The sequence below is a fragment of the Chromobacterium sp. CV08 genome (assembly GCF_051129845.1).
GTDB lineage: Bacteria > Pseudomonadota > Gammaproteobacteria > Burkholderiales > Chromobacteriaceae > Chromobacterium.
Genome location: NZ_CP150453.1, coordinates 1,204,253 through 1,229,025, shown reverse-complemented (window position 1 = coordinate 1,229,025; position 24,773 = coordinate 1,204,253). Strand labels below are relative to the sequence as shown.

Sequence of the window (24,773 nt, the reverse complement as noted above, 5' to 3'; positions counted from 1 at the left end):
GTGAAAGCAAATCGCGAATCGCGCCGGCTTGCTCAAACGCAAACCGCCGGCGCGACGTCGCCCAAAAGCCGAACCGGCCGGGATGGCCGCCACGCGGACATCCCGGCCGGTCCCGTCGTCATCCGGCCTATACCCGACGCGCTTCCTGCACGCCGGACAGCTCCATCATCCGCGACAATACGCGGCTGATGTCCTGCACCTGGCGCACCTCCACCGTCAGCCGCAGCCGGCTGCGCATGTCGCGCGCCAGCGTGTTGACGCCTATCAGGTTCAGCTTCTCGCGCGACAGCACGTCGGAGATGTCGCGCAGCAGGCCCGGCCTGTCCTGCGAGATCACCTCGATGTCTATCGGGAACACGCTGCTCTTCTGCTCGCCCCACTCCGCCGCGATCAGCCGTTCCGGCACCTCCTGCGACAGCTTCTTCAGCGTCAGGCAGCTGCTGCGGTGTATCGAGATGCCGCGGCCCTTGGTCACGAAGCCCATCACCTGGTCCGGCGGCGCCGGCTTGCAGCACTTGGCCAGCACCGTCATCAGATTGTCGACGCCCTCGATCAGCACGCCGCCGGCGTCGTGCCCGCCCTTGCTGGCCTTGACCAGGCTCTCCGGCAGCACCTCAAGCGTAGGCGGCGGCGCGAAGCTGGTGATCGCGTTGCTGACGGCGCGGGTGGTCAGCTCGCCGTGGCCCAGCGCGCCGTAGACTTCGTCGAGCTTGTCGTAGCCGAGCTTCTCCGCCAGTTGCTGCAGATTCGGCTGGATGTGCGGCCGGCGCGACAGCTCGCGCTCGAACAACGCCTTGCCGGTCTCGCGGACGGTGTCGGCGTTCTGCAGCCGGATGTACTGGCGTATCTTTGAGATCGCCCTGTGGCTTTTGACCCAGCCGTCGTGCAGCCAGTTCACCGACGGCCCGCCCTCCTTCGCCGTCAGCACCTCGACCCGCTGGCCATTCTGCAGCGGCGTCGACAACGGTACGATCTGCCCCTCGACCTTGGCGCCGCGGCAGCGGTGGCCGAGACCGGAATGGATCGCGTAGGCGAAGTCTATCGGCGTCGCGCCCTGCGGCAGCGCCAGCACGCGGCCCTGCGGCGTCAGCACGTAGATGGTGTCGGCGAACAGCTCGGTCTTGAACGCCTCGGCCAGGCCCTCGCGGTCCGACATCTCCTCGCGCCAGTCCAGCAACTGGCGCAGCCAGGAGATCTTTTCCTCGTAGGCGGCGTCGCCCTTGCCGCCCTCCTTGTAGCGCCAGTGCGCGGCGACGCCGAACTCGGCGTGCTCGTGCATCTCGAAGGTGCGGATCTGCACCTCAAGCGCCTTGTCCTCCGGACCGACCACCGCGGTGTGCAGGCTGCGGTAGTTGTTGGCCTTCGGATGCGAGATGTAGTCGTCGAACTCGCCGCGTATCGGTTGCCACATGCCGTGGATGATGCCCAGCGCCGTGTAGCAGTCCGGCAGCTTGTCCACCAGGATGCGCACCGCGCGGATGTCGTAAAGCTCGCTGAAATCGAGCTTTTTCTTCTTCATCTTCTTCCAGATGGAATAGATGTGCTTGGGCCGGCCGGCGACTTCGGCCCTGACGCCGGCGCTCTTCAACTCGCCGCGCAGGATGTCCAGCACCCGCTCGATGTAGTCGATGCGCTCCAGCCTGCGCTCGTCCAGCAGTTTGGCGATCTTCTTGTAGGTGTCCGGCTCGGTGTGCCTGAGGCCCAGGTCCTCCAGCTCCCACTTGATCTGCCACACGCCCAGCCGGTTGGCCAGCGGCGCGAACAATTCCAGCGTCTCGCCGGCGATGCGGCGGCGCACCGCCTCGTCGGCCACATTGGCCAGGTAGTGCATGGTCTGGGTGCGCCAGGCCAGCTTGATCAGCACGACGCGGATGTCGGCCACCATCGCCAGCAGCATCTTGCGCATGGTCTCGGCCTGGCGCGCGCAATCCTCCGGCGTCGCCATCCTGTCGATGCGGGCGAACTCGGTGATGCGGCGGACGCCGCCGACGCCGTCGACCAGCATCGCCACCGTGGCGTTGAAGGTTTCCGTCAGCCAGGCCTGCCAGTCGGCGCGATAGTCCGGCGCGGCGAACAACAGCGTCGCGACGATGGCGTCGGGCAACAGGTTGAGGTCGGCGACGATGGCGGCCGCGGCGACCGCGTGGCCGAACAGGTCTTCGCCGGTGGCCGGAACGGTCTTGCCGGCGTACAGCTCGCGCGCGGCGTCGAAGGCGCGCGCCAGCAGCGCGCCGTCCTCGGCGGGGAAGGCGGCGGACATATGTTCGAGCCAGCGCGCCGGATCGGCGGCGTCGGCCAGGGTATCGGCAACGGTGCGGACTACGGAAACCATATCTGTCTATCTGGACGGACTCGCCGTCTTAACCACGGCCGGGCTCGCCCGGCCATCGGATGGGCCACGCGGACAGGACTGGCCTGCCCCCTTCAATCGTTCGCCGCCAGCCTCAACAGCAGGCGGCGCACCGGCGCCGGCACGCCGGCGTCGACAGCCTGATCGATGTCCAGCCACCGGCCATCGGCCTCGGCGACGCCGGCCGCCGTCAGACGGTCGATGCGGACCGGTTGAGGCGTGATGATCAGGCGAAAATGGGTGAATACATGTTCCAGCTCCGGCCAGGCGGGCAGCATGTCGCCGTCGCCGGCCTGCCGCAGCCAGTCCTCTATCTCGAATGTGGTGCCGAACTCGGGCAAGGACAACAATCCGCCCCAGATGCCGGTCGGCGGCCGGCGCTGAAGCCATACCTTGTCGCCGTGCCGCGCCAGCAGCATCGCCGTGTGCCGCGTCGGCACCGTCTTTTTCGGCCGCGGCGTCGGCAGTTCGCCGGTGCGGCCCTCGCGCGCCGCCACGCAGCCGTCGACCATCGGACAGACGGTGCAGGCCGGCTTGCCGCGGCTGCACACCGTCGCGCCCAGATCCATCAGTCCCTGCACATACGGGCCGATGTCGGTGGCGTCGGCCGGCAGAATGTCCTCGGCCAGCGCCCACATCCGCTTTTCCACGGCCTTGTCGCCGGGGAAGCCGTCCACGCCGAAGCAGCGGGCCAGCACCCGTTTGACATTGCCGTCCAGAATGGTTTCGCGTCGGCCGAAGGCGAAGGCGGAAATCGCCGCGGCGGTCGAACGCCCGACGCCGGGCAGCCGCTCAAGCCGTTCGCGCTCGGCCGGAAACGCGCCGCCGAACTCGTCCATCACCATCCTCGCCGCCTTGTGCAGATTCCGGGCCCGGCTGTAGTAGCCCAGGCCGCTCCACTGCGCCAGCACGTCGTCGACCGGCGCGGCGGCCAGCGCCGCCACATCGTTGAAACGGGCCAGGAAGCGCGGGTAGTAGTCCAGCACGCTCTTCACCTGGGTCTGCTGCAGCATGATCTCGGACAGCCACACCCGGTACGGATCCTTCACCTGCCAAGGCAGGTCGTGGCGGCCATGCCGCCGCTGCCAGGCCACCAGCCGGGTGGCGAAATCGCTGTGCAACATCGCAATCCATCATCGAATCGAACCGGTTATGGTAGCGGAAAGCCGCAGCGCCACCAAGCAGGCGGCGGCCAAATACGTTAAAATTAAAGGATTACTTATTTTAGCTTGCCCATTCGAGGTCGTTTCATGTCCAGTTTCCGCTCCCGCCAACGCGCCAGCCAGCGCCGCGATCAAACCAGCCGTGAACGCGCGGCCAACTCGCCGGCAGGCGGAAACCCGAACGCCCCGGAGAATCAGCCGCGGGACGGCAAGCCGCGCGCGCCCTACTCCGGCCAGCGTCCGGGCCCGGGCAAGCCGGACTGGAAGCCCGGCCAGGAGCCGCGCCGCTTCGACAAACGTTCCGACGAGCGCGGCGACGGCCAGCGCTTCAAGCGCGACGGCGACAAGCCGGCCTGGCAGCCGCGCCAGGACGACCGCCGCTTCGACAAACGTTCCGACGAGCGCGGCGACGGCCAACGCTTCAAGCGCGACGGCGACAAGCCGGCCTGGCAGCCGCGCCAGGACGACCGCCGTTTCGACAAGCGCGCCGACGAGCGCGGCGACGGCCAGCGCTTCAAGCGCGACGGCGACAAGCCGGCCTGGCAGCCGCGCCAGGACGACCGCCGTTTCGACAAGCGCCAGCCTGACGCCGGCCAGGAGCGTCGTTACGACCGCGACCGCGGTCCCTCCAATCGCAAGCCGCTGCCCGACGGCGCCGAACGCGCTTCCGACACCCGCCGCGACGGCGCGCCGCAGGACAAGCGCTACAGCCGCGACCGCGGCCCGTCCGGCCGCAAGCCGCTGCATACCGAAGATGCGCCGCCGCGCCCGTTCCCGCCGCGCGCCGAAGGCGAATCCCGCCGCGACGACAAACCGCAATGGCAGGCCCGCGACCCGCGTCCGTCCGACGACGGCGACGCCCCGCGCAAGCTGTTCGCCAAACGCGAGGCCGGCGAGCGCGACAACCGCTTCCGCCGCGACGACAAGCCGCAATGGCAGCCGCGCGAAGAGCGCGCCTCCCGCGACGACGGTCCGCGCAAGACTTTCGCCCGACGCGAGGACGGCGAGCGCGACAATCGCTTCCGCCGCGACGACAAGCCGCAATGGCAGGCACGCGACCCGCGCCCGTCCGACGACGGCGACGCCCCGCGCAAGCTGTTCGCCAAACGCGAGGCCGGCGAGCGCGACAACCGCTTCCGCCGCGACGACAAGCCGCAATGGCAGCCGCGCGAAGAGCGCGCCTCCCGCGACGACGGTCCGCGCAAGACTTTCGCCCGACGCGAGGACGGCGAGCGCGACAATCGCTTCCGCCGCGACGACAAACCGCAATGGCAGGCACGCGACCCGCGCCCGTCCGACGACGACGGCGCCCCGCGCAAGCTGTTCGCCAAGCGCGGCGACAGCCGGCCCGAGCACCATGCGCGCGGCCTGCAGCCGCTGAACGAATCGCACCGGATGGACCAGCCTCGCCGCGGCTTCGAACAGCGTCCGCACGACGGCGGCCACGGCCACGCGCCGGCCCCCCGCGCCGAAAACGTGATCACCCACCGCCAGGACAGCCGGCTGGCGCTGTTCGCCCCCTGCCCGCGCGGCCTGGAACAGGTTCTGGCCGACGAATTGCTGGCGCTGGGCGCCGGCGACATCGAGGCGACCGACGGCGGCGTGGCCTTCGCCGGCGACGCGCGGCTGATGATGTCGGCCAACCTGCACTGCCGTACCGCCAGCCGCGTGCTGCTGCGCCTGGCCCATGGCGACTATCGCGCCGAGCAGGACATCTACCGGCTGGCGATGGGCGTGGACTGGCCGCGCTGGTTCGACGTGTCCCGCACCATCAAGCTGAAGGCCGACGGCATCTCCGCCCGCGTCAAGAGCCTGGACTACATCGCGCTGACGGTGAAGGACGCGATCTGCGACCGCTTCCGTCAGGCCCAGCACGGCCGACCCAGCGTCGACACCCGCCATCCGGACGTCCGCGTAAACGTGTTCCTCTCCGCCGACAAGGCGACCATCTATCTGGACACCAGCGGCGAACCGCTGTTCAAGCGCGGCTGGCGCGAAGAGACCGGCGAGGCGCCGCTGCGCGAGAACCTCGCCGCCGGCATCCTGATGCTGGCCGGCTACGACGGCAGCCAGCCGCTGCTGGACCCGATGTGCGGCAGCGGCACCTTCCTGGTCGAGGCCGCCGACATCGCGCTGAACCGCGCGCCGGGCCGCTCGCGCCGCTTCGGCTTCGAGGCGCTGCTGAGCTTCGACTCCGCCGCCTGGGAAAAGCTGCAGCTGGACGCCCGCAAGGCCGAGCTGCCGGCGGCTTCGTTGCCGATACGCGGCTCCGACCGCGCCCAGGGCATGATCAACATCGCCCGCGCCAATCTGGAGCGCGCCGGCCTGGCCGGCCTGATAGAGCTGTCGGCGGCCGACGTGGCGGACACCCGCCCGCACGCCGAGCACGGCCTGATCGTCAGCAACCCGCCGTACGGCGTGAGGCTGGAGGAGCAGGATCAGCTGGCCGCCTGGTATCCGGAGCTGGGCGACTGGCTGAAGGCCCACTTCGCCGGCTGGACCGCCTGCCTGTTCAGCGGCGACCTGCGCCTGGGCAAACTGATCCACCTGGCGCCGAAACGCCGCACGCCGCTGTACAACGGCTCGCTGCAATGCCGGCTGTTCGTCATCAATATGGTCGAAGGCAGCGCGCGCAAGCAGAAGGACGCGGCAGGAGACGAGGCCGAGTCCTCCGACGAGCAATAAGCGTCCGACGACGACATGCCGCCCGAACGGGCGGCATTTTTTCGCCCGCTCGCCGCGAAAACGGTTAATTTTCAGTCGCATCCGCGCTCGCCGCCATTCTGGCGGCATGCGATAATCGCGGCCGGAACCACCCTGGCCACACCCAAATGCAAACCTCCTTCCTGTCCGCCACCATTCTGCTGATCCTGATCACCGATCCGCTCGGCAACATCCCGCTGTTCATCGCCGCGCTGAAGCAGGTCAAGCCCGAACGCCGCCGCCGCGTCGTCTACCGCGAATGCCTGATCGCCTTCCTGGTGCTGACCATCTTCATGCTGTTCGGCCGCAACTTCCTCGAACTGATGCATCTGACCGACGAATCGATGCGCATCGCCGGCGGCGTGATCCTGTTCCTGATCGCGATCAAGATGATCTTCCCCGGCGAAGGCAGCGTGTTCGGCGGCGACAAGCTGCACGGCGAGCCCTTCATCGTGCCCATCGCCATCCCGCTGATCGCCGGCCCGTCGGCGATGGCCACCGTGCTCTTGCTGTCCACCCGCGAACCGGGCCGTATGCTGGAATGGATGGGCGCGCTGACCATCTGCATGCTGGTCACCACCGTCACCTTCCTGTTCTCCAGCCGGCTGCAGAGGCTGCTGGGCGAACAGGCGATCACCGCGCTGGAACGGTTGATGGGCCTGGTGCTGACGGCGATCTCGGTGGAGATGCTGCTCAGCGGCTTCGCCTCCTATCTGAAGCAGTTGAACTGAAGCATTCAAAGCGGATAGCGCATCAGGGTTATCCCCGATAGGGATATCGACAATGCTCCCGGCTGATCGCAGTTGTTAGCATCGCCTTGAAAATGGACCGCAGAGTCCACACGCCATGCAATCAACGCCAGTCGGGAGAACCATGCAAACCAAGACTCCGTTCTTTTCGCGCCTGTACGTGCAGGTGCTGATCGCCATCGCGCTGGGCGTCACGCTCGGCACCCTCGCGCCGGACCTCGGCGCCAAGATGAAACCGCTGGGCGACGCCTTCATCAAGCTGATCAAGATGATGATCGCGCCCATCATCTTCGCCACCGTCGTCGTCGGCATCGCCAAGATGGGCGACATGAAGGAAGTGGGCCGCGTCGGCGTCAAGGCGCTGTTCTACTTCGAGGCGGTGACGACGCTGGCGCTGCTCATCGGCCTGATCGTCGTCAATCTGCTGCAGCCCGGCGCCGGCCTCAACATCGACCCTCACACGCTGCATTCCAAGGACATCGCCAAGTTCACCGCCGGCGCCAGGGAAATGAACACCGTCGACTTCCTGCTGCACATCATCCCGGACACCGTCGTCGGCGCCTTCGCCAGCGGCGAGATCCTGCAGGTGCTGACCTTCTCGGTGCTGCTGGGCCTGGCGCTGACCAAGATGGGCGACAACGGCAAGACCATCGTCCACATCCTGGACGAGTTCTCCCACGCGCTGTTCGGCGTGATCAATATGCTGATGAAGCTGGCCCCGATCGGCGCCTTCGGCGCGATGGCCTTCACCATAGGCAAGTACGGCATCGGCTCGCTGAAGCAGCTGGGCTTCCTGATGGCCTGCGTCTACCTGACCTGCTTCGCCTTCGTCTTCGTCGTGCTGGGCACGATAGCCCGCCTGTCCGGCTTCAGCCTGTGGCGCTTCCTGGTCTACATCAAGGAGGAGATCCTGCTGGTGCTCGGCACCTCGTCGTCGGAATCGGCGCTGCCCGGCATCATGAAGAAGCTGGAAAACCTCGGCTGCTCGAAGCCCGTCGTCGGCATGGTGGTGCCGACCGGCTACTCGTTCAACCTCGACGGCACGTCGATCTACCTGACGATGGCGGCGATCTTCATCGCCCAGGCCACCAATGTGAACCTGTCTCTGGGCGAGGAGCTGGCCATCATCGGCGTGCTGCTCTTGACCTCGAAGGGCGCGGCGGCGGTGACCGGCGGCGGCTTCATCACGCTGGCCGCGACGCTGGCGACGCTGGGCGGCAAGCTGCCGGTCGAAGGCCTGGCGCTGCTGATAGGCATAGACCGCTTCATGTCCGAGGCGCGCGCCATCACCAATCTGATCGGCAACGGCGTCGCCACCGTGGTGGTCGCCCGCTGGGAAAAGGCGCTGGACGTCGAGCGGATGCGCCAGGTGCTGGAGGGCTCGGAGCCGCCTGCGCCGCCGAAGGACAGGCGCGACGCCATGCCGGAGCCTGCGCTGCAGGCCCGCTGATCCGCCACAACAACCCGCCGCCAGGCGGGTTTTTCGTTGCACCTAGAACGGATTTCTTGCTTTTGTCCTAGCCTGGTCCACGATGAAAACATAAGGAGGACCCAGCCATGAACGACTTCTGGGTGCAATACGGCGACGAAATGCTTCCGGTGATAGGCGACTTTCCGCGCGCCGGCGATTATCTGCCCAGCTTCATGCTGGTCGACGACCAGAAGCGGGATGCCGCGCTGGAGGGCTTCTCCCACACGCCCAAGCTGATCGTCACGCTGCTGTCGGTCGACGAGGACGAGCACGGCGGCCTGTACCTGCTGCGCGAAACCCGGCGCTTCCTGGACCGCTGGCCGCATCTGAAGCTGATCGTCATCAGCGTCGACTCGCCGTCGTCGCTGGCGCGCGCCCGCCACGAGCACGGCCTGCCCAGCATCGCGCTGCTGTCCACATTGCGCGGCCGCGACTTCCACAAGCGCTATGGCGTGCTGATCACCGAATACCCGCTCAGCGGCTACACCTCGCCGTCGGTGATCCTGGCCGACACCAACAATGTGGTGCATTACTCGGAACGGCTGGCCAATACCCGCGACTTCTTCGATTTCGACGCCATCGACGCGCTGCTGAGCGCCGGCGAGCAACAGGCGCTGGAGGCCGAGCGCGAAGCGGCCGAGGCCCGCCAGCAGCAGGAGAGCGAGCGCGAACAGGGCACCGAGCGGCTGCTGGAGAAGGCGCGGCAAATAGAGCAGTCGCGGCAGCAAGCGGGCGACTGAGGCCGCCGACAAAGCAAAACCGCCCGTTTCCGGGCGGTTTTTCCTCAAGCCGGCGGCGAACGGCCGTTCAGCCGTTCAACTCCTTGGCCAGATACAGCCAGGTCTCCACCACGGTGTCCGGGTTCAGCGACACCGTTTCGATGCCCTCCTCCACCAGCCACTTGGCGAAATCCGGATGGTCGGACGGGCCCTGGCCGCAGATGCCGACATACTTGCCGTGCTTGCGGCAGGCCTGGATGGCCATGTGCAGCATCGCCTTGACCGCCTCGTTGCGCTCGTCGAAGGTCGAGGCGATCGGGCCGCCGGAATCGCGGTCCACGCCCAGCGTCAGCTGGGTCATGTCGTTGGAGCCGATCGAGAAGCCGTCGAAGTGCTCGAGGAACTTGTCGGCCAGCACCGCATTGGTCGGCAGCTCGCACATCATGATCAGGCGCAGATCGTTGTCGCCGCGCTTCAGGCCGTTGTCGGCCAGGATCTCGACGACCTTCTCGGCCTCGGCCAGCGTGCGGACGAAGGGAATCATCACTTCGACATTGGTCAGGCCCATCACGTCGCGGACCTTCTTGATCGCGCGGCATTCCAGCTCGAAACAGTCGCGGAACGACTCGGCCACATAGCGGGCGGCGCCGCGGAAGCCTATCATCGGGTTCTCTTCGTGCGGCTCGTACAGCTGGCCGCCGATCAGGTTCGCGTACTCGTTGGACTTGAAGTCCGACATCCGCACGATGACCTTCTTCGGATAGAAGGCCGCCGCCAGCGTGGACACGCCCTCGGCGATCTTGTCGACGTAGAAGTCCACCGGGCTCGCGTAGCCGGCGATGCGGTCGGCGATGGTTTCCTTCAGCTCCGGGCTCAGCTTGTCGAACTCCAGCAGCGCCTTCGGGTGGATGCCGATCTGGCGGTTGATGACGAACTCCATCCGCGCCAGGCCCACGCCCTCGTTCGGCAGCTGGGCGAAGTCGAAGGCCAGCTCCGGGTTGCCGACGTTCATCATGATCTTGACCGGCGCCTTCGGCATCTTGTCCAGTTCCAGATCGATGACCTCGACGTCCAGCAGGCCGTCGTAGATATTGCCGGTGTCGCCCTCGGCGCAGGACACGGTCACCTGCATGCCGGCCTTCAGCACGCGGGTCGCGTCGCCGCAGCCGACCACGGCCGGAATGCCGAGCTCGCGCGCGATGATGGCGGCGTGGCAGGTGCGGCCGCCGCGGTTGGTCACGATGGCGGCGGCGCGCTTCATCACCGGTTCCCAATCCGGGTCGGTCATGTCGGTCACCAGCACGTCGCCGGGCTTGACCTGATCCATCTCGGACGCGTCGCGTATCGTGCGCACGGTGCCCTGGCCTATCTTCTGGCCGATCGCGCGGCCTTCGCACAGGATCTCGGACTTGCCGTTCAGGCGGTAGCGGCGCAGCGTGTCCTTGCGGTCTTCCTGCGACTTAACGGTTTCCGGACGCGCCTGCAGGATGTACAGCTTGCCGTCGACGCCGTCGCGGCCCCACTCGATGTCCATCGGGCGGCCGTAGTGTTTTTCGATGATCAGCGCGTACTGGGCCAGTTCCGCCACTTCGGCGTCGTTGATCGAGAATGCTTTGCGCAGCGCCGGCTCCACGTCGACGGTCTTGACCGAGCGGCCGGCCTGCGACGCGTCGGTGAACTCCATCTTGATCAGCTTGGAGCCCATGGTCTTGCGCAGCACGGCCGGACGGCCGGCCTTCAGCGTCGGCTTGTGCACATAGAATTCGTCCGGGTTCACGGCGCCCTGCACCACGGTCTCGCCGAGGCCGTAGGAGGCGGTGATGAAGACCACGTCTTCAAAGCCGGATTCGGTGTCTATGGTGAACATCACGCCGGCCGCGCCCATGTCCGAGCGCACCATGCGCTGCACGCCGGCGGACAGCGCCACCACGTCGTGGGCGAAGCCCTTGTGCACGCGGTAGGAGATCGCGCGGTCGTTGTACAGCGAGGCGAAGACGTGCTTCATCGCGTCCTTGACGTTGTCGAGGCCGCGGATGTTCAGGAAGGTTTCTTGCTGGCCTGCGAACGAGGCGTCGGGGAGATCTTCGGCGGTGGCGGAGGAGCGGACGGCCACCGAGATGTCGGCGCCGCCGGCATCGGCCACCATCTTGTCCCAGGCTTCCTTGATGTCGGCGTCCAGCTTGGCAGGGAACGGGGTGTCGATGATCCACTGGCGGATTTCCTTGCCGACGCGGGCCAGCTCGCTGACGTCGTCGATGTCCAGCTTGGCCAGCGCGGCGCTGATGCGGTCCGCCAGGCCGTTGTGCTGGAGGAAATCGCGGTAGGCTTGCGCCGTCGTGGCGAAACCGCCCGGCACTCGCACGCCGGAACCGGCCAGCTGACTGATCATTTCGCCGAGGGAAGCGTTCTTGCCGCCTACCTCTTCCACGTCGGTCATGCGCAGTTTCTCGAACCAGATGACGTAGTTCTCTGCCATCACTTCACTTCCTGTGTTGGATTGGGACGATGGGCCGCATTCTAGCCGAATTACGTGCCAATTGCGTAGCAACTTTTGCGCTGCACAAGATTTTTTGCGACAGCCCCGCCGCCAAGCCCAATGCAATCAATCAGTTGATTCTGAAAACACCATCCGATTTATGTCAATATCATGTAATTTTATGATTACATGAAGCAAATCCCGCTCCCGCCCCGGTTTCGGCGTCGCCCTGCTCGGTATACACTTCGACGGAACCGAATTCACTTCGCAAGGTGTCCCATGTCCCACCGCCGCTCCGCCTTCTTCATCTCCGACCGCACCGGCATCACCGCCGAATCGCTGGGCCACACATTGCTGACCCAGTTCGACACGCTGGATTTCATTCGCGAAACCGTGCCTTTCGTCGATACCGTAGACAAGGCGCGCGCGCTGGCCCAGCGCATACGCGAAACCGCCGAGCGCGACCATCTGCGCCCGCTGGTGTTCACCAGCATCGTCAATCCGGAAGTCCGCGAGGCGCTGCGGCTGGACGACGTGGTGCTGATAGACTTCTTCGAAACCTTCATCGGCCGGCTGGAGGACGAGATCGGCCAGAAGGCCTCGCTGACGGTGGGCAAGGCCCACGGCATGGTCAACGAGGAGAAGTACGATCACCGCATCGAGGCGGTCAACTTCTCGCTGAACCACGACGACGGCGTCAAGCTGAAGGACCTGGACGAGGCGGACGTGATCCTGGTCGGCGTGTCCCGCTCCGGCAAGACGCCGACCTGCCTGTATCTGGCGCTGCAATACGGCATCCGCGCCGCCAACTATCCGCTGACGCCGGAAGACCTAGGCAGCCCGACGCTGCCGAAGATATTGCTGCCGTTCAAGGACAAGATGTTCGGCCTGACCATCGATCCGGCGCGGCTGCACAATATCCGCTCCGAGCGGCGGCCCGACTCCAAGTACGCCAGCATGGACAACTGCCGGCGCGAGGTCAACGAGGCGGAATCGATGTTCCGCCACCACGGCGTGCCCTTCATCAGCACCACCCACAAGTCCATCGAGGAGATCGCCTCCACCATCATGCACAAGGCGTCGCTGGGCAGGAAGTTCTGATCCCGCGGCCGGTCAGCCGCCGGCCTTCCTGGCCTTGAAACCCAGTTTGACCAGCTCGGCGATCACGATTTCCACGTGGTCGCCCTGAATCTCCAGCGTCCAGTCCTTCACCGTGCCGCCGCTGCCGCAACGCGCGCGCAGCTGCTTCCCCAGCTTGGCCAACCCGTCTGCGTCCAGCTGCAGGCCCTTCACCACCGTCACCGCCTTGCCCCCGCGGCCCTTGGTCTCGCGCGACACCCGCGCGACGCCGTCTCCGGCCGGCGGCGCAGTCTTCCCGCACACGCATTGCGCTTCCGGCTGCCGACACGTCGGACACATCCTGCCATGCTCGGTCGAATACACCAGACCGCCGCTCTTCCCTGTTGCCATTTAACGTTCCCCATGCTGCGCGTCCGCCCCGCCCCGCGGCCTTTCATGCCATTCGGGCCCTGGCGGATCAATCGCTATCCCATTGTTTATTTGTAAATTTCCCAGCCTGATCAGAACGATAGAAACCAAGCGCTCTCAAAGAAGGAAACCACCACGCCAGATTGCCGACGATGAACATCCCCGACCCCCACCGTCCGCCGTTCACGCCGCCGCGCCCGTCGCCGCAGCGGCAGGTCAACGGCGTCGAGGCCGGCGCCCGTCCGGGCGACGAAGCCCAGCGCGAATTCGCCGAGATGCTGCTGCGCCGGCTGCTGCAAAACCAGCAGCCCGCCATCGGCGGCTCGCCGTCGATCTCATTCCCGTCGCTGACCACGCAGGAATTCGCCCGGCGCCATGCCGTGATGACGACGGAACGCGGCGCCAAACGCGCTCTGGGACTGGTAGCCTACCTGTAAGGCGACCGCCCCGGCATCGACGCCGCCGTTCAGCAGCTGCACCGCGGCCAACATCCTCGCCTGGCTCAGCCAGCGACCAAACGACAGGCCGGTATCGCGTACGAAGGCACGCGTCAGGCCGGCGCGCGAAAAGCCATGCGCGGCGGCCAGCCCGTCCAGCGACCACGGCCGCTCCAGCGCGGCCAGCATCCGCAGGCAGAGCCGGCGCAAGCGCGGCTCGCCGGGCAGCGGCAACTGCTGCGGCAACGGCGCCAAGCGCAAGAATTCGTCGACGATCACCGCGGCCAGCCGCTGCCGCCTGCCGGTCCACGGCTCGGTCTCGTAACTCAGTTGACGCTCCAGCAGCATGCCCATCATCCCGCCGGCCGGCATCACCGTCGCCTCGGCCGGCAACTGCGGATACTCGGCGCCGTCGACATAGGCCATCACGCCGTCGAGCTCGGCCACCGGCTCGGCGCTGTGCGCGATGCAGGCGGGAATCCAGCCTATCTGCCCGGCCACCATCAGCCAGCGCATCGTCTCGCTCTGGCACAGCATCGCACCGCGGCGCAGATAGATCAGCTGGCCGACATCGTGGGCATGGCTGGCGACGCCGCCATCCGATATTCCCCGCATCGCCAGGCAATGCAGCGGGCAGTTCGCGACACTCACAACAATGATCCGATCACGACAATAATTGATACTTTGCCGTTAACGCATCACGCGGTAAAGCCCCTACAGTGTCGGCATCGCCCCATCGCCGAAGACCGCCGACATGAGCACCACCATTCCAGCGCCCGACAATCTCGCCATCGTCCGCGGCATGTTCTCACAGTTGATCGAAGCCGGCCGCGTCGACGACGACAGCGTCGCCCGCTACATCGCCCCGGACTACCGCCAGCGCGTCGACGGCCACGAGCTGGACCTCGCCGGTTTCAAGCGCCATCTGCGCGCGCAGCGCGAAGTCGTCGAAAAAATGGAAGTCTACTTCCTGGCCGTCGCCCAGGACCACGACTGCGTGCTGACCCATCATCGGGTTCGCGTCACCAAGAAGGACGGGAAAACCGCGCTGTTCCAGGTACAGGCCCACATCACGCTGCGCGGCGGCAGGATCACCGCCTGCGACGAATTGACCCGCCAGCTGGCGGGCCCGGCCGCCGACCGCGACCTGGGCTCCCGCCAATGACGACGATGGGGCTTGACGCGGCGCGCGGCGCCGTGGTTTGATGAAACGATGAAAACCGCACCCGCATTCGCAATCCGATTCTGGTGGTGGCGCCTCTCCTAGGCGGCGCCGGCGAACGCATATGCAATCAAACCCGGAGGCTGCCGACAAGGCGCACCGGGTTTAGTTTTTGGCGGTCACTCCCAGTCCACCTTGTCGGTCTCCTCCCCAATCAGACGGAGATAGGCATGAATCTGGACACCATCAGCCCGCAAGACATCATCCTGACCGGCGACCGGACCACCGGCCAGCTGCATCTGGGCCATTACGTCGGCTCGCTGAGGAACCGCGTCATCCTGCAGGACCGTTGCCAACAGTTCCTGCTGCTGGCCGACGCCCAGGCGCTGACCGACAATATGGGCAACTACCTGAAAGTGCGCGACAACGTGCTGCAGGTGGCGCTGGACTACCTGGCCGTCGGCATCGATCCGGCCAAAAGCACCATCTTCATCCAGAGCCTGGTGCCGGAGCTGACCGAGCTGGCGTCCTACTACCTGAACCTGGTGACGGTGGCGCGGCTGGAGCGCAATCCGACGATCAAGGACGAGATCAAGCAGCGCGGCTACGAGCGCGACATCCCGGCCGGCTTCCTGACCTACCCGGCCGCCCAGGCCGCCGACATCACCGCTTTCAAGGCCACCATCGTGCCGGTCGGCGACGACCAGATCCCGATGATAGAACAGACCAACGAGATCGTTCGCCGCTTCAACGCCAGCGTGGACCAGCCGGTGCTGGTCGAAGCCAGGGCGGTGGTGCCGGAGATCGGCGCGCGCCTGCCCGGCATAGACGGCAAGGCCAAGATGTCGAAATCGCTGGGCAACGCATTGACGCTGTCCGCCGGCCCCGACGAGATCCGCCAGGCGGTCAAGATGATGTACACCGACCCGAACCACCTGCGCGTGGCCGATCCGGGCCAGGTGGAGGGCAATGTGGTGTTCACCTATCTGGACGCCTTCCACCCGGATCGCGAGCGGGTGGCCGAACTGAAGGCGCACTACCGCCGCGGCGGCCTCGGCGACACCGTGATCAAGCAGCAGCTGGAAGACTGCCTGCAGACGCTGCTGGAACCCATCCGCGCGCGCCGCGAGCAGTACGCCCGGGATCCGGCGGCGGTGCTGGAGATGTTGAAGGCGGGCACCCGCCGCGCCCGCGACGTGGCCGCGCGCACACTGGCCGAGGTGAAGGCGGCGATGGGCCTGAACTACTACTGAGCCGGAGTCCGACATGGAGCATGTCTACCAGTGCCAAAACCTGGACGAAGTCCGGGAACAGATAGACCGCGTCGACCGCAAGCTGGTGGCGCTGATCGCCGAGCGCGGCATCTATGTGCGCCAGGCGGCGGCGTTCAAGCACAGCCGCGAAGAGGTGGAGGGCGGGAGGCGCGTCGACCAGGTGATGCGCCGCGTCGAGCGGCTGGCCGGCGAGCTGGGCGCCGACTCCGCGCTGACGGCGGCGGTCTACCGGACGATGATAGCGCACTTCGTCGCCGACGAGATGGCGGCCTTCCGCGCCCGCGCGGCGACCGATTGAGGCGGCGGGCCGCTTTCCCTACAATGCGGATGACATGGCGGCCGCCGCGCGGCCGCCGAAGCCACGAGGAATGAATCGATGAACAAGACCGCCCTGCTGCTGCTCGCTCTTTTCTCCGCGCCGGCGCTCGCCGAAGAGGTCGGCGAGGTGTCGACCACCTTCAAGCTGCTCAGCCCGAACGACAAGGTGATCGTCGAAGCGTTCGACGACCCGTCGGTGCAGGGCGTCGCCTGTTATGTGTCGCGCGCCAAGACCGGCGGCTACAAGGGGGCGATGGGTTTGGCCAAGGACCCGTCGCGCTTCTCGGTCGCCTGCCGCCAGGTCGGCGCGATACGCTTCGGCAAGCCGATTCCGCCGCAGGAACAGGTGTTCAAGGAAGGTGCGTCCTTCGTGTTCAAGCATGTGCGGGTGGTGCGCATCGTCGACGCCAAGCGAAACGTGCTGACCTATCTGACCTACTCGGACAAGCTGGTCGACGGCAGCCCGGACAACGCCATCACCGCGGTGGCGGTGCTGGACCAAAAGATCCCGGTGAAAAAATAGATGGTAAGCTATTGATAAAAATCATGTTTTATAGCATTACCCCCATCATCCCATAAGCAGCGTGGCCTTCCAGCCGTCAAATCCGACTTCGACGCCGGGCGGACACTGCGCGCTCAGCGCATGGTATTCCAGCCTGTGCGTCATGTGGATCAGCACGGTGCGCCGCGCGCCCAGCCGCGCGGCCCAGGCCAGGGCCTCGTCGACGCTGAGATGCGACGGATAGGGATCGGGATTCAGGCAGTCGAGGAAGAGCAGCTCCAGGCCCTCGAGCAAGGGCAGGCTGTCGTCGGGTATCTGCGACAGGTCGGTCAGCCAGGCCATATTGCCTATGCGCCAGCCCAGACACGGCCAACTGCCGTGCAATAGCGGAATCGGCGTCAGCTCGACGCCCTGGTGGCGGAACGGCCCGCTCACCGTTTCCGGCAGCAGCACCGGCTTGTCCCACATCCTGGACGGCGGCAGCAAGGCGTAGCCGAAACGCTCGCGGATATTGGACATGGTGAAGTCGTTGCCGTACAGCGAGATCGGCCCCTGCTTCAGATAGCAGAAGGCCCGCAGGTCGTCGATGCCGTTCAGGTGGTCGGCGTGCGGGTGGGTGTACAGCACCGCGTCCAGCCGGGACAGCCCCTCGCGCAGCGCCTGCTGGCGCAGGTCGGGACCGGTGTCGATCAAAAAACCCATTTCGCCGACGCGCACATAGGCGCTGGCGCGGGTGCGCCGGTTGCGGCTGTCGTCCGAGAGGCAGGTGGCGCAGCGGCAACCTATCGCCGGCGTGCCGGAACTGGAGCCGCAACCGAGGATGGTGACCTCCAGCGTATTCACGGGCCTCTCCATCGTCACCGGCACGGCTGAGGCCGCACCGCCGGCACCGCGACCGAACCGCCGTCGCAGACCACCTGGCCGCCCGGCGCGATATTGCAGCTGCCGCCCGGCGTCGCCGCGCAGTGCGGACTGCCGTCCGGCCCCAGCAGGCACATGCCCGGTCCGGCATAGAAGCCGCCGCCGGCGCGTATCGCCCCGCCGCCGGGATACGGCGAGCAGAACAGATTGCCGAACTCGTCGACGACGCAGGCGCCTGCGCCGCAATACGGCAAGCCCTGATGCAGCACCGCCTGGCCGCCCTGCGGCGCGCAATAGCTGCGATCGCCGAGATTGACGCAGTTGGCCGACGCCGCGGCGGCGGCCAGCAGACCGATAAAGCCCAGACAAGACGCGAACCGCCGCATCGCAGCCTCCGTTTCAGCGCTCCGCCTTGGCGAACAGGCGGAAGAAATTGTCGGTGGTGGCCGCGGCCACCTCGTCCAGAGAAATGCCGCGCAGCTGGGCGATGAACTCGGCCACATGGCGCACATAGGACGGCTCGTTGATCTTGCCGCGGAACGGGACCGGCGCCAGATACGGCGAATCGGTCTCGATCAGCATCCTGTCCAGCGGCACCTTCTGCGCGACTTCCTGCACCTGCTTGGCGTTCTTGAACGTCACCACGCCGGAGAAGGAGATGTAGAAGCCCAGCGCCAGCGCCGCTTCCGCCACTTCCCAGGTCTCGGTGAAGCAATGCATCACGCCGGCGCATTGCTCGGCATGCTCTTCCCGCATGATGCGTATCGTGTCCTCAGCCGACTCCCGGGTATGGATCACCAGCGGCAGGCCGACGCGCTTGGCCGCGCGGATATGGGTGCGGAAACGCTGGTGCTGCCAAGCGAGATCGCCCTTGCACCAGTGGTAGTCGAGGCCGGTCTCGCCTATGCCGACCACTCTAGGATGGGCGGCCAGCTCGACCAGTTCGTCCTCGCTGTATTCCTCGGCCTCCGGATCGTCCGGATGGACGCCGACGGTGGCGTACAGATTGGGCTGGGCCTCGGCCAGCGCCAGCACCTGCGGGTACTTGGGCCGGCTGACGCCTATCACCAGCGCATGCGTCACCTGGTTTTGGCGCATATTGGCCAGCACCTCGGGCATGCGCTCGGCGAGATCGGGAAAATTGATGTGGCAGTGGGAGTCGATCAGCATGGTCTGCGGCGAAAACGTGAATCCGGCCTACAGGATATCACGAGCGCCGGCCCGGCCTCACATCGTATGGGTCGGGCGGCTGGAATTGAGCACGCCGCCGAGCAGGCTCTCTATCTTGTCCTTGGCCTGCTTGCCGGCATCGCCGGCGACGAACTCGACGCCCACGCCCTGCACCCGGCTGTTGTTGGCGCCGCCCGGCGTGATCCACACCACCTTGGCCTGCACCGCGATGCGCTGCGGGTCTTCCATCAGCGTCAGCAGCAGGAAGACCTCCTCGCCGAGCTGCATCTCCTTGTTGGTCGGGATGAAGATGCCGCCGTTGCGGACGAAGGGCATATAGGCGGCGAACAGCGCGCTGCGCTCCTTGATATGCAGCGACAGCACGCCGGGGCGATTGGGATTGTTCAGATCCGGCCGGTTGTTGGCGGCATCCATGCGGCGGGCCCCTTTAACGTTCTCAGCCGGACTTGGCGCCGGCGAAGATCTTCAGGTAATCCATCAATACCGCCTCCAGCTGCAGGCGGGGATTCAAGGTGTGCTGGGCGAACGGCGCCAGCGCGGCCAGCGCCTGCTGGCAGGCCATCAGCTGGACGGCGTCGCTGCGCGCAGCCAGCGACGCAAGCGCCTTCTCCTGATCTGGATAATAGCGGACGCGGCCGGCCAGGCCCAGCGCCGCCAGATCATGCAGCCATTTCTGCAGCCAGGACAGCGGCTGCAGCAGCGACAATTGCTTGTTCTTGTCGGCCAGCTCCGCCAATTGCAGCATGCCGGCGAAGCTGGGCTGGCCCAGGCCGCGGACAAACTGGCCGCGCAGCGCGGCGAGCTCGGGATCGTGGTCGAACAGCGGCGCGCCGCCGTTGTGCGCCAGTTCCACCTCGGCGTTGGCCACGCCCTGCTCCCTCAGCCAGGCCAGCGCGGCCGGCGCGGCGGGGCGGGTCAGCGCGAACTGGCGGCAGCGGCTGCGTATCGTCGGCAGCAGCCGCTGCGGCGCATGCGATACCAAGAGGAACAGCACCGCCTCCGGCGGCTCCTCCAATATCTTCAGCAGCGCGTTGGCGGCGGCCAGGTTCAGGTTCTCGGCCGGCTCGACCAGGATCACGCGGCGGCCGGCGCGGTGCGCGGTCAGATGGGCGAAATCTATCACCTCGCGCACCGCCTCTATCTTGATCTGCGGCAGCTTGCGCGTGGTCTTGGCCTCCTTGCCCTCCTCGTCCTCGTCGACGAACGGCGACAGGCGACGGAAGTCCGGATGACTGCCGCTGGCAAGCCAGCGGCAACCCTGGCACTGACCGCAGGGCTGGTGGCCGGCGGCCGGGCTCTCGCACAGCAGCGACTGCGCCAGATGCTCGGCGAAGGCCAGCTTGCCGATGCCGGCGCCGCCGGTGAACAGCCAGGCGCCCGGCATCCGCTCGCGCTCGGCGGACAGCCGCGTCCAGTCATCGCTCTGCCACGGATACAGCATCAGCCTCGCTCCAGCAACTTGCCCAGGTGGACGGCGATGTCGGCCTGGATGTCGTCTATGCTCCGGCCGGCGTCCAGCACGACGATGCGTTGCGACGCCTCCTCGGCCCGGCGCAGATAGGCCGCGCGCACGCGGCGGTGGAAATCGGCGGCCTCCTGCTCGAAACGGTCCGGCACCCGGGTGCCGGCCATCCGCCCGGCCGCCACTTCGGTCGGCAGGTCGAACAACAGCGTCAAATCCGGCTGCAGACCGCGCTGCACCCAGTCCTCCAGCGCGCGGATGCGCTCGTACGGCACGCCGCGGCCGCCGCCCTGGAAGGCGTAGGTCGAGTCGGTGAAGCGGTCGGACACCAGCCAGCGGCCGGCGGCCAGCGCCGGCGCGATCACGTCGGCGATGTGCTGCTGGCGCGCGGCGAAGGCCAGCAGGGTCTCGGCGTCCAGCGAGGCGACGGTGGCCGGCGCCAGCAGCAGTTCGCGGATCTGCTCGCCCAGCGGCGTGCCGCCCGGCTCGCGGGTGAACACGGCATCGACATCGTGCCGCTTCAGCCAGTCGGCGATGAAGGTCAGATGGGTGCTCTTGCCGGCGCCGTCTATGCCTTCCAGCGTGATGAAACGGCCGGGCCGGACCTGCTGCGCGCTGCTCATTGCTGGCCTTTCTTCAGGATGTATTTGCGCACCGCCTGGTTGTGTTGCTCCAGGGTGCTGGAAAACTGGGAGCTGCCGTCGCCGCGGGCGACGAAATACAGCGCGTCGGTCTCGGCCGGCTGGGCCGCCGCGTACAGCGCCGCCTTGCCCGGCATCGCGATCGGGGTCGGCGTCAGGCCGGCGCGGGTATAGGTATTGTACGGCGTATCGCGGCGCAGGTCGGCCTTGCCGATATTGCCCTGATAGCGATCGCCCATGCCGTAGATCACCGACGGATCGGTCTGCAGCCGCATGCCCTTTTTCAGCCGATTGACGAAGACCGCCGCCACCATTGGACGATCGGCCTCGCTGGAGGTTTCCTTCTCGACCAGGCTGGCCATCGTCAGCAATTCGTACGGCGTCCGGTACGGCAGCTCGGGCTTGCGCGCGGCCCAGGCGGCGGCCAGCTGTTGCTGCATCGTCGAGAAGGCCTGGCGGTACAGGTCCATGTCGGAGACGCCGGGCGTGAACAGATAGGTGCTGGGGAAGAACAGGCCTTCCGGGCTGGCGTCCGGCGCGCCTAGCCGGCGCATCAGCTCGGCGTCGCTGAGCGCGCGGGCTTCGTGGACGATGTCGGGACTGCGGTCCAGCGCCTGGCGGAACTGGCGGAAGGTCCAGCCCTCTATCGTCGTCAGGCTGGCCTCGTCCGGCTTCCCCTGGCTCAGGCGCAGCAACACGTCCAGCATCGACTGCGGCCCCTGGAAACGGTAGAGGCCGGCCTTGATCCGCCTGTCGGCGCCGTCCAGCCGCGCCAGCGCCACCAGCAACTGCCGGTTGCGTATCGCGCCATCCTGCTCCAGCGTGCGGGCGATCTGCTTCATCGTGCGGTTTGGGCCCACCAGCAGCTTGTAGCCGCCGGCCGGCAGCTCGACCGGCAACAGCGCGGCCCAGGCCAGCCAGCCCGCCAGGCACAGCAGCAGCAATAGTAAAAAGCCGGAAAGTCTTCTCATAACCTGGTTCGTGATCTCACCGCCGCGCGGCAAAGGCGGAATCATACCAGCAAGCCGCCTGTACGACATGCCAGGCCGCACTGGCCGCATTCCCTATAAGTTGCTCCACATCAACAATAGCGCGCCGGCTTTTGCCTATGTTTCCGTTATATCCCCCGATCAAACACGCCGCATTCCGGACCGTAGTCCGGACCGCCGCACCCGATCATGGCTGACGACGATGAAACCGTTCTTCAATCTTGGATGCGCGCTGGTAGCCTGGGGCGAGCTGTGCCGGGTCGCCCGGCTCAGCCAGCGCCCCGGCTACGGCGCGCCTCAGCAGGCCTTCCGCCAGGGACGGCACAACCGGCAATTCCTCTGCGCCGCGTCCGCGCAACTGCCGGGCGCCTACCGCGCCTTGCTGCTTGAACCGCTGTGGCTGCTGGAACGCAACCGCGACGGCCGCTGGCTGTTGAGTTCAACCTCCCCGGGCAACGGCCTCAATCTGCGCCTGCAGACCCTGTTGCGCGGCTGGCTGCCCGCCATGCCCCAGGCCGAAGAGGCCGGCCCGGCGATCGCGCGGCTGCGGCTGGTGCTGCGCGGCAATAGCGGCGACGCCGCTCCGCTGCCGCTGAAGCCGACGCGGCCCGCCGTCGAACTCGAACCGCTGACCCGCGGCATCGGCGCCTATCTGGAACAGGTTTCCAGCATCGTCCAGCTTGAGGACTCGATGGACGGCAGGCTGCTGGCCGGCAGCGTCAATCTGCGGGGCCCCCGTCCCCAGCTGGACGCGTCCGGCGGCGATGGCTGGCAGGATCTGCTGGTCTGCGATTGGCAACAGTTGCTTCAGTACACCGACGACACGCTGGCGGCAAGCTAGCCCAGCCATTTTGCCGCAATCGCCCATCGTTGTCCGATCGGGCGGCCGCGGCGACAAAATTTGACGCAAGCCATCGCTGGCATGGTGTTTTTGGCCGCATAATGCCACAACCATCATTATGGAGCCCCGCCGCATGCGACGCTTGAACCTTGCCCTGCTCTGCCTGATCCTGCCGTCGTTGGCGCTGGCCGATACCGTCTCGGTGGCGGTGGCCAGCAATTTCCAGCAAACGCTGGACAAGATCGCCGTGGCGTTCAAGGCCGCCACCGGCCACGACATCAAGGCCAGCGCCGGCGCCTCCGGCAAGCTGGCGGCGCAGATACGCCAGGGCGCCCCGTTCGACGTCTTCCTGTCCGCCGACGACGAGAGGCCGACCGAGCTGGCGAAAGCCGGCGTCGGCCAGCCGGGCAGCCAGTTCACCTACGCCTACGGCCAGCTGGCGCTGTGGAGCAAGAAACGCGGCGACGCCGGCGAGGCGGCCTTGCGCAACGGCGGTTTCGCCAAGCTGGCCATCGCCAATCCGGCCACCGCGCCCTACGGCCGCGCGGCGATGGAAACGCTGGGCGCCCTGAAGCTGGACGCGGCGGTCAAGCCCAAGCTGCTGACCGGCGACAATATCGGCCAGACCATGCAGTTCGCCGAAGTCGGCGGAGCCGACTTCGCCTTCGTCGCCTATTCGCAATTGCTGGAACAAGGGATACGCGACCGCTACTGGCTGGTGCCGGAGAAACTGCACCAGCCGATACGCCAGGACGCGCTGCAGATCAAGCCGACGCCGGCCGCGACCGCGCTGATGGCCTTCCTGAAGGGCGAACAGGCGCGCGCGCTGATGGCCCAGGCCGGCTATCGCTTCAAGCCGTGAATGCGCAGGATTGGGGCGCGATCGCGCTGACGCTGCGGCTCGCCGGCGTCAGCACGCTGCTGCTGCTGCTGCTCTGCGTGCCGGCCGCCTGGTGGTTGGCGCGCAGCCGCTCGCGGCTGCGGCCGCTGGCCGAGGCGGCGGCGATGCTGCCGCTGGTGCTGCCGCCGACGGTGCTCGGCTTCTACCTGCTGCTGGCCTTCGGCCCGCACGGTCCGCTGGGGAAGATGACCGAGGCGCTGGGCCTGCCCGGCCTCGCCTTCACCTTCCAGGGCGTGGTGATCGCCTCGGTGCTGTACTCGCTGCCCTTCGTGCTGCAGCCGCTGTTGGCCAGCTTCCGCGCGGTGCGGCAGGAAGAGCTGGAAAGCGCGAGGCTGCTGGGCGCCAATCGCTGGCAGCGGATGCGCCACGTGATCCTGCCGTCCTGCCGCAGCGGCGTGCTCAGCGCGGCCTGTCTCGGCTTTGCCCACACCGTCGGCGAATTCGGCGTGGTGTTGATGATAGGCGGCAATATCGACGGCGAGACCCGGGTGATCTCGATCGCGCTGTACAATCAGGTGGAGCAGGCCGATTACGGATCCGCCCACCGGCTGGCCCTGCTGCTGCTGCTGTTTTCACTGGCGGCGCTGACCGCCGTTTACTGGCTGAACGCCAGGAAAAACGAATAGCTTTCCGCCCGCTCGCGGGCCCACCACCGGAGAAACCAAACCATGCGTAAATCGCTGCTGCTCGCCGTACTCGCTCTGTTCAGCGCCAATCTGGCGCTGGCCGACGCCGCCTGCGACGCCAAGGCCGCCGAAAAGAAACTGGCCGGCGCCGCCAAGCAAAGTTTCCTGAAGAAATGCGAAAAGGACGCCGCCGCCGCGGCCCAGGCCGCCTGCGACGCCAAGGCCGCCGAGAAGAAACTGGCCGGCGCGGCCAAGCAGAGCTTCACCAAGAAATGCGTGAAGGACGCGGCCGCCAAGTAAACGCCCGGCCCGACGGCATGGCGCCTGGCGCCATGCCCTGTCGCGCGGACGCCAAAATCCGCGCGCGGATATGCGATTCCGCGTGGAAAAAACGCTGAATAAGCAATGACTTTCATTGTCTGAACTACACTTCAACAAGATGTGGCTTG

General features: G+C 66.7%; 26 protein-coding genes. 14 read left to right on the top strand and 12 right to left on the bottom strand.

The window, feature by feature from the left end; all coding sequences use genetic code 11:
* Positions 1-127: 127 nt before the first annotated feature.
* Complete coding sequence (locus WNM05_RS05775) at positions 128-2,332, bottom strand: RelA/SpoT family protein (protein WP_434633308.1); 2,205 nt, start codon at positions 2,330-2,332, stop codon at positions 128-130.
* 92 nt (positions 2,333-2,424) lie between these two features.
* Positions 2,425-3,471 carry an A/G-specific adenine glycosylase gene (mutY, locus tag WNM05_RS05770; protein WP_434635121.1) on the bottom strand — a complete coding sequence of 349 codons (1,047 nt, stop codon included), beginning with the start codon at positions 3,469-3,471 and terminating at the stop codon, positions 2,425-2,427.
* Positions 3,472-3,600: 129 nt separating this feature from the next.
* Here mutY and WNM05_RS05765 point away from each other — a divergent pair, with 129 nt between their 5' ends.
* The 4 genes from WNM05_RS05765 to WNM05_RS05750 all read left to right on the top strand — a co-directional run bounded on the left by WNM05_RS05765 (position 3,601) and on the right by WNM05_RS05750 (position 9,176).
* A complete protein-coding gene (locus WNM05_RS05765) occupies positions 3,601-6,198 on the top strand; it encodes a THUMP domain-containing protein (RefSeq protein WP_434633306.1) in 2,598 nt (865 codons plus the stop codon).
* 146 nt (positions 6,199-6,344) lie between these two features.
* Entirely contained in the window at positions 6,345-6,947 is a 603-nt protein-coding gene (locus tag WNM05_RS05760; protein WP_434633303.1) for a MarC family protein, read from the top strand.
* Between the two features lie 142 nt (positions 6,948-7,089).
* On the top strand, positions 7,090-8,415 hold the full coding sequence (locus WNM05_RS05755) for a dicarboxylate/amino acid:cation symporter (protein ID WP_434633301.1): 1,326 nt from the start codon (positions 7,090-7,092) through the stop codon (positions 8,413-8,415).
* Between the two features lie 107 nt (positions 8,416-8,522).
* Positions 8,523-9,176 (top strand): redoxin family protein, encoded by a 654-nt coding sequence (locus WNM05_RS05750; protein ID WP_434633298.1) that lies wholly within the window; start codon positions 8,523-8,525, stop codon positions 9,174-9,176.
* A gap of 67 nt (positions 9,177-9,243) precedes the next feature.
* On the opposite strand, the gene ppsA is transcribed toward WNM05_RS05750, so the two are convergent.
* Positions 9,244-11,631: a phosphoenolpyruvate synthase gene (ppsA, locus tag WNM05_RS05745; RefSeq protein ID WP_434633297.1), complete on the bottom strand. Its 2,388-nt coding sequence runs from the start codon at positions 11,629-11,631 to the stop codon at positions 9,244-9,246.
* 279 nt (positions 11,632-11,910) lie between these two features.
* Here ppsA and ppsR point away from each other — a divergent pair, with 279 nt between their 5' ends.
* Positions 11,911-12,732 (top strand): posphoenolpyruvate synthetase regulatory kinase/phosphorylase PpsR, encoded by an 822-nt coding sequence (gene ppsR, locus WNM05_RS05740; RefSeq protein ID WP_434633294.1) that lies wholly within the window; start codon positions 11,911-11,913, stop codon positions 12,730-12,732.
* 12 nt (positions 12,733-12,744) lie between these two features.
* Here the strand turns inward: ppsR and WNM05_RS05735 are convergent, their stop codons facing one another.
* Positions 12,745-13,101 (bottom strand): translation initiation factor Sui1, encoded by a 357-nt coding sequence (locus WNM05_RS05735; RefSeq protein ID WP_434633292.1) that lies wholly within the window; start codon positions 13,099-13,101, stop codon positions 12,745-12,747.
* 170 nt (positions 13,102-13,271) lie between these two features.
* Here WNM05_RS05735 and WNM05_RS05730 point away from each other — a divergent pair, with 170 nt between their 5' ends.
* Positions 13,272-13,556 carry a hypothetical protein gene (locus tag WNM05_RS05730; protein WP_434633290.1) on the top strand — a complete coding sequence of 95 codons (285 nt, stop codon included), beginning with the start codon at positions 13,272-13,274 and terminating at the stop codon, positions 13,554-13,556.
* On the opposite strand, the gene WNM05_RS05725 is transcribed toward WNM05_RS05730, so the two are convergent.
* A complete protein-coding gene (locus WNM05_RS05725; protein ID WP_434633289.1) occupies positions 13,455-14,207 on the bottom strand; it encodes an AraC family transcriptional regulator in 753 nt (250 codons plus the stop codon). The genes WNM05_RS05730 and WNM05_RS05725 overlap by 102 nt on opposite strands.
* A gap of 103 nt (positions 14,208-14,310) precedes the next feature.
* Here WNM05_RS05725 and WNM05_RS05720 point away from each other — a divergent pair, with 103 nt between their 5' ends.
* The 4 genes from WNM05_RS05720 (at position 14,311) to WNM05_RS05705 (ending at position 16,833) form a co-directional block, all read left to right on the top strand.
* Entirely contained in the window at positions 14,311-14,721 is a 411-nt protein-coding gene (locus WNM05_RS05720) for a nuclear transport factor 2 family protein (protein ID WP_434633286.1), read from the top strand.
* 227 nt (positions 14,722-14,948) lie between these two features.
* Positions 14,949-15,971 carry a tryptophan--tRNA ligase gene (trpS, locus tag WNM05_RS05715; protein ID WP_434633283.1) on the top strand — a complete coding sequence of 341 codons (1,023 nt, stop codon included), beginning with the start codon at positions 14,949-14,951 and terminating at the stop codon, positions 15,969-15,971.
* Positions 15,972-15,984: 13 nt separating this feature from the next.
* Positions 15,985-16,290, top strand: a complete 306-nt coding sequence (locus WNM05_RS05710) for a chorismate mutase (protein ID WP_434633282.1) — start codon at positions 15,985-15,987, stop codon at positions 16,288-16,290.
* A gap of 78 nt (positions 16,291-16,368) precedes the next feature.
* Positions 16,369-16,833, top strand: coding sequence for a CreA family protein (locus WNM05_RS05705; RefSeq protein ID WP_434633281.1), 465 nt, complete (start codon positions 16,369-16,371; stop codon positions 16,831-16,833).
* Positions 16,834-16,878: 45 nt separating this feature from the next.
* Here WNM05_RS05705 and WNM05_RS05700 read toward each other — a convergent pair whose 3' ends face one another.
* Genes WNM05_RS05700 through mltG form a run of 7 tightly spaced genes read right to left on the bottom strand, consistent with a single transcriptional unit; the run spans position 16,879 to position 21,938 of the window.
* Positions 16,879-17,655 (bottom strand): MBL fold metallo-hydrolase, encoded by a 777-nt coding sequence (locus WNM05_RS05700; protein WP_434633279.1) that lies wholly within the window; start codon positions 17,653-17,655, stop codon positions 16,879-16,881.
* Positions 17,656-17,669: 14 nt separating this feature from the next.
* Positions 17,670-18,059, bottom strand: coding sequence for a hypothetical protein (locus WNM05_RS05695; protein ID WP_434633276.1), 390 nt, complete (start codon positions 18,057-18,059; stop codon positions 17,670-17,672).
* A gap of 13 nt (positions 18,060-18,072) precedes the next feature.
* Positions 18,073-18,843: a TatD family hydrolase gene (locus tag WNM05_RS05690; protein ID WP_434633274.1), complete on the bottom strand. Its 771-nt coding sequence runs from the start codon at positions 18,841-18,843 to the stop codon at positions 18,073-18,075.
* Positions 18,844-18,900: 57 nt separating this feature from the next.
* Positions 18,901-19,278, bottom strand: coding sequence for a PilZ domain-containing protein (locus WNM05_RS05685; RefSeq protein ID WP_434633271.1), 378 nt, complete (start codon positions 19,276-19,278; stop codon positions 18,901-18,903).
* Between the two features lie 22 nt (positions 19,279-19,300).
* On the bottom strand, positions 19,301-20,305 hold the full coding sequence (locus tag WNM05_RS05680; RefSeq protein WP_434633268.1) for a DNA polymerase III subunit delta': 1,005 nt from the start codon (positions 20,303-20,305) through the stop codon (positions 19,301-19,303).
* Positions 20,305-20,949, bottom strand: coding sequence for a dTMP kinase (tmk, locus tag WNM05_RS05675; protein WP_434633265.1), 645 nt, complete (start codon positions 20,947-20,949; stop codon positions 20,305-20,307). The genes WNM05_RS05680 and tmk overlap by 1 nt, the downstream gene beginning before the upstream one ends.
* Positions 20,946-21,938, bottom strand: coding sequence for an endolytic transglycosylase MltG (gene mltG, locus WNM05_RS05670; RefSeq protein ID WP_434633262.1), 993 nt, complete (start codon positions 21,936-21,938; stop codon positions 20,946-20,948). The genes tmk and mltG overlap by 4 nt, the downstream gene beginning before the upstream one ends.
* Before the next feature lie 220 nt (positions 21,939-22,158).
* Here mltG and WNM05_RS05665 point away from each other — a divergent pair, with 220 nt between their 5' ends.
* The 4 genes from WNM05_RS05665 (at position 22,159) to WNM05_RS05650 (ending at position 24,624) form a co-directional block, all read left to right on the top strand.
* Positions 22,159-22,797: a hypothetical protein gene (locus tag WNM05_RS05665; RefSeq protein ID WP_434633259.1), complete on the top strand. Its 639-nt coding sequence runs from the start codon at positions 22,159-22,161 to the stop codon at positions 22,795-22,797.
* Between the two features lie 133 nt (positions 22,798-22,930).
* Entirely contained in the window at positions 22,931-23,659 is a 729-nt protein-coding gene (modA, locus tag WNM05_RS05660) for a molybdate ABC transporter substrate-binding protein (protein WP_434633256.1), read from the top strand.
* Positions 23,656-24,324, top strand: coding sequence for a molybdate ABC transporter permease subunit (gene modB / locus WNM05_RS05655; protein WP_434633253.1), 669 nt, complete (start codon positions 23,656-23,658; stop codon positions 24,322-24,324). Before modA ends, modB begins: the two co-directional genes overlap by 4 nt.
* Before the next feature lie 42 nt (positions 24,325-24,366).
* Complete coding sequence (locus WNM05_RS05650) at positions 24,367-24,624, top strand: hypothetical protein (RefSeq protein ID WP_434633251.1); 258 nt, start codon at positions 24,367-24,369, stop codon at positions 24,622-24,624.
* Positions 24,625-24,773: the final 149 nt, after the last annotated feature.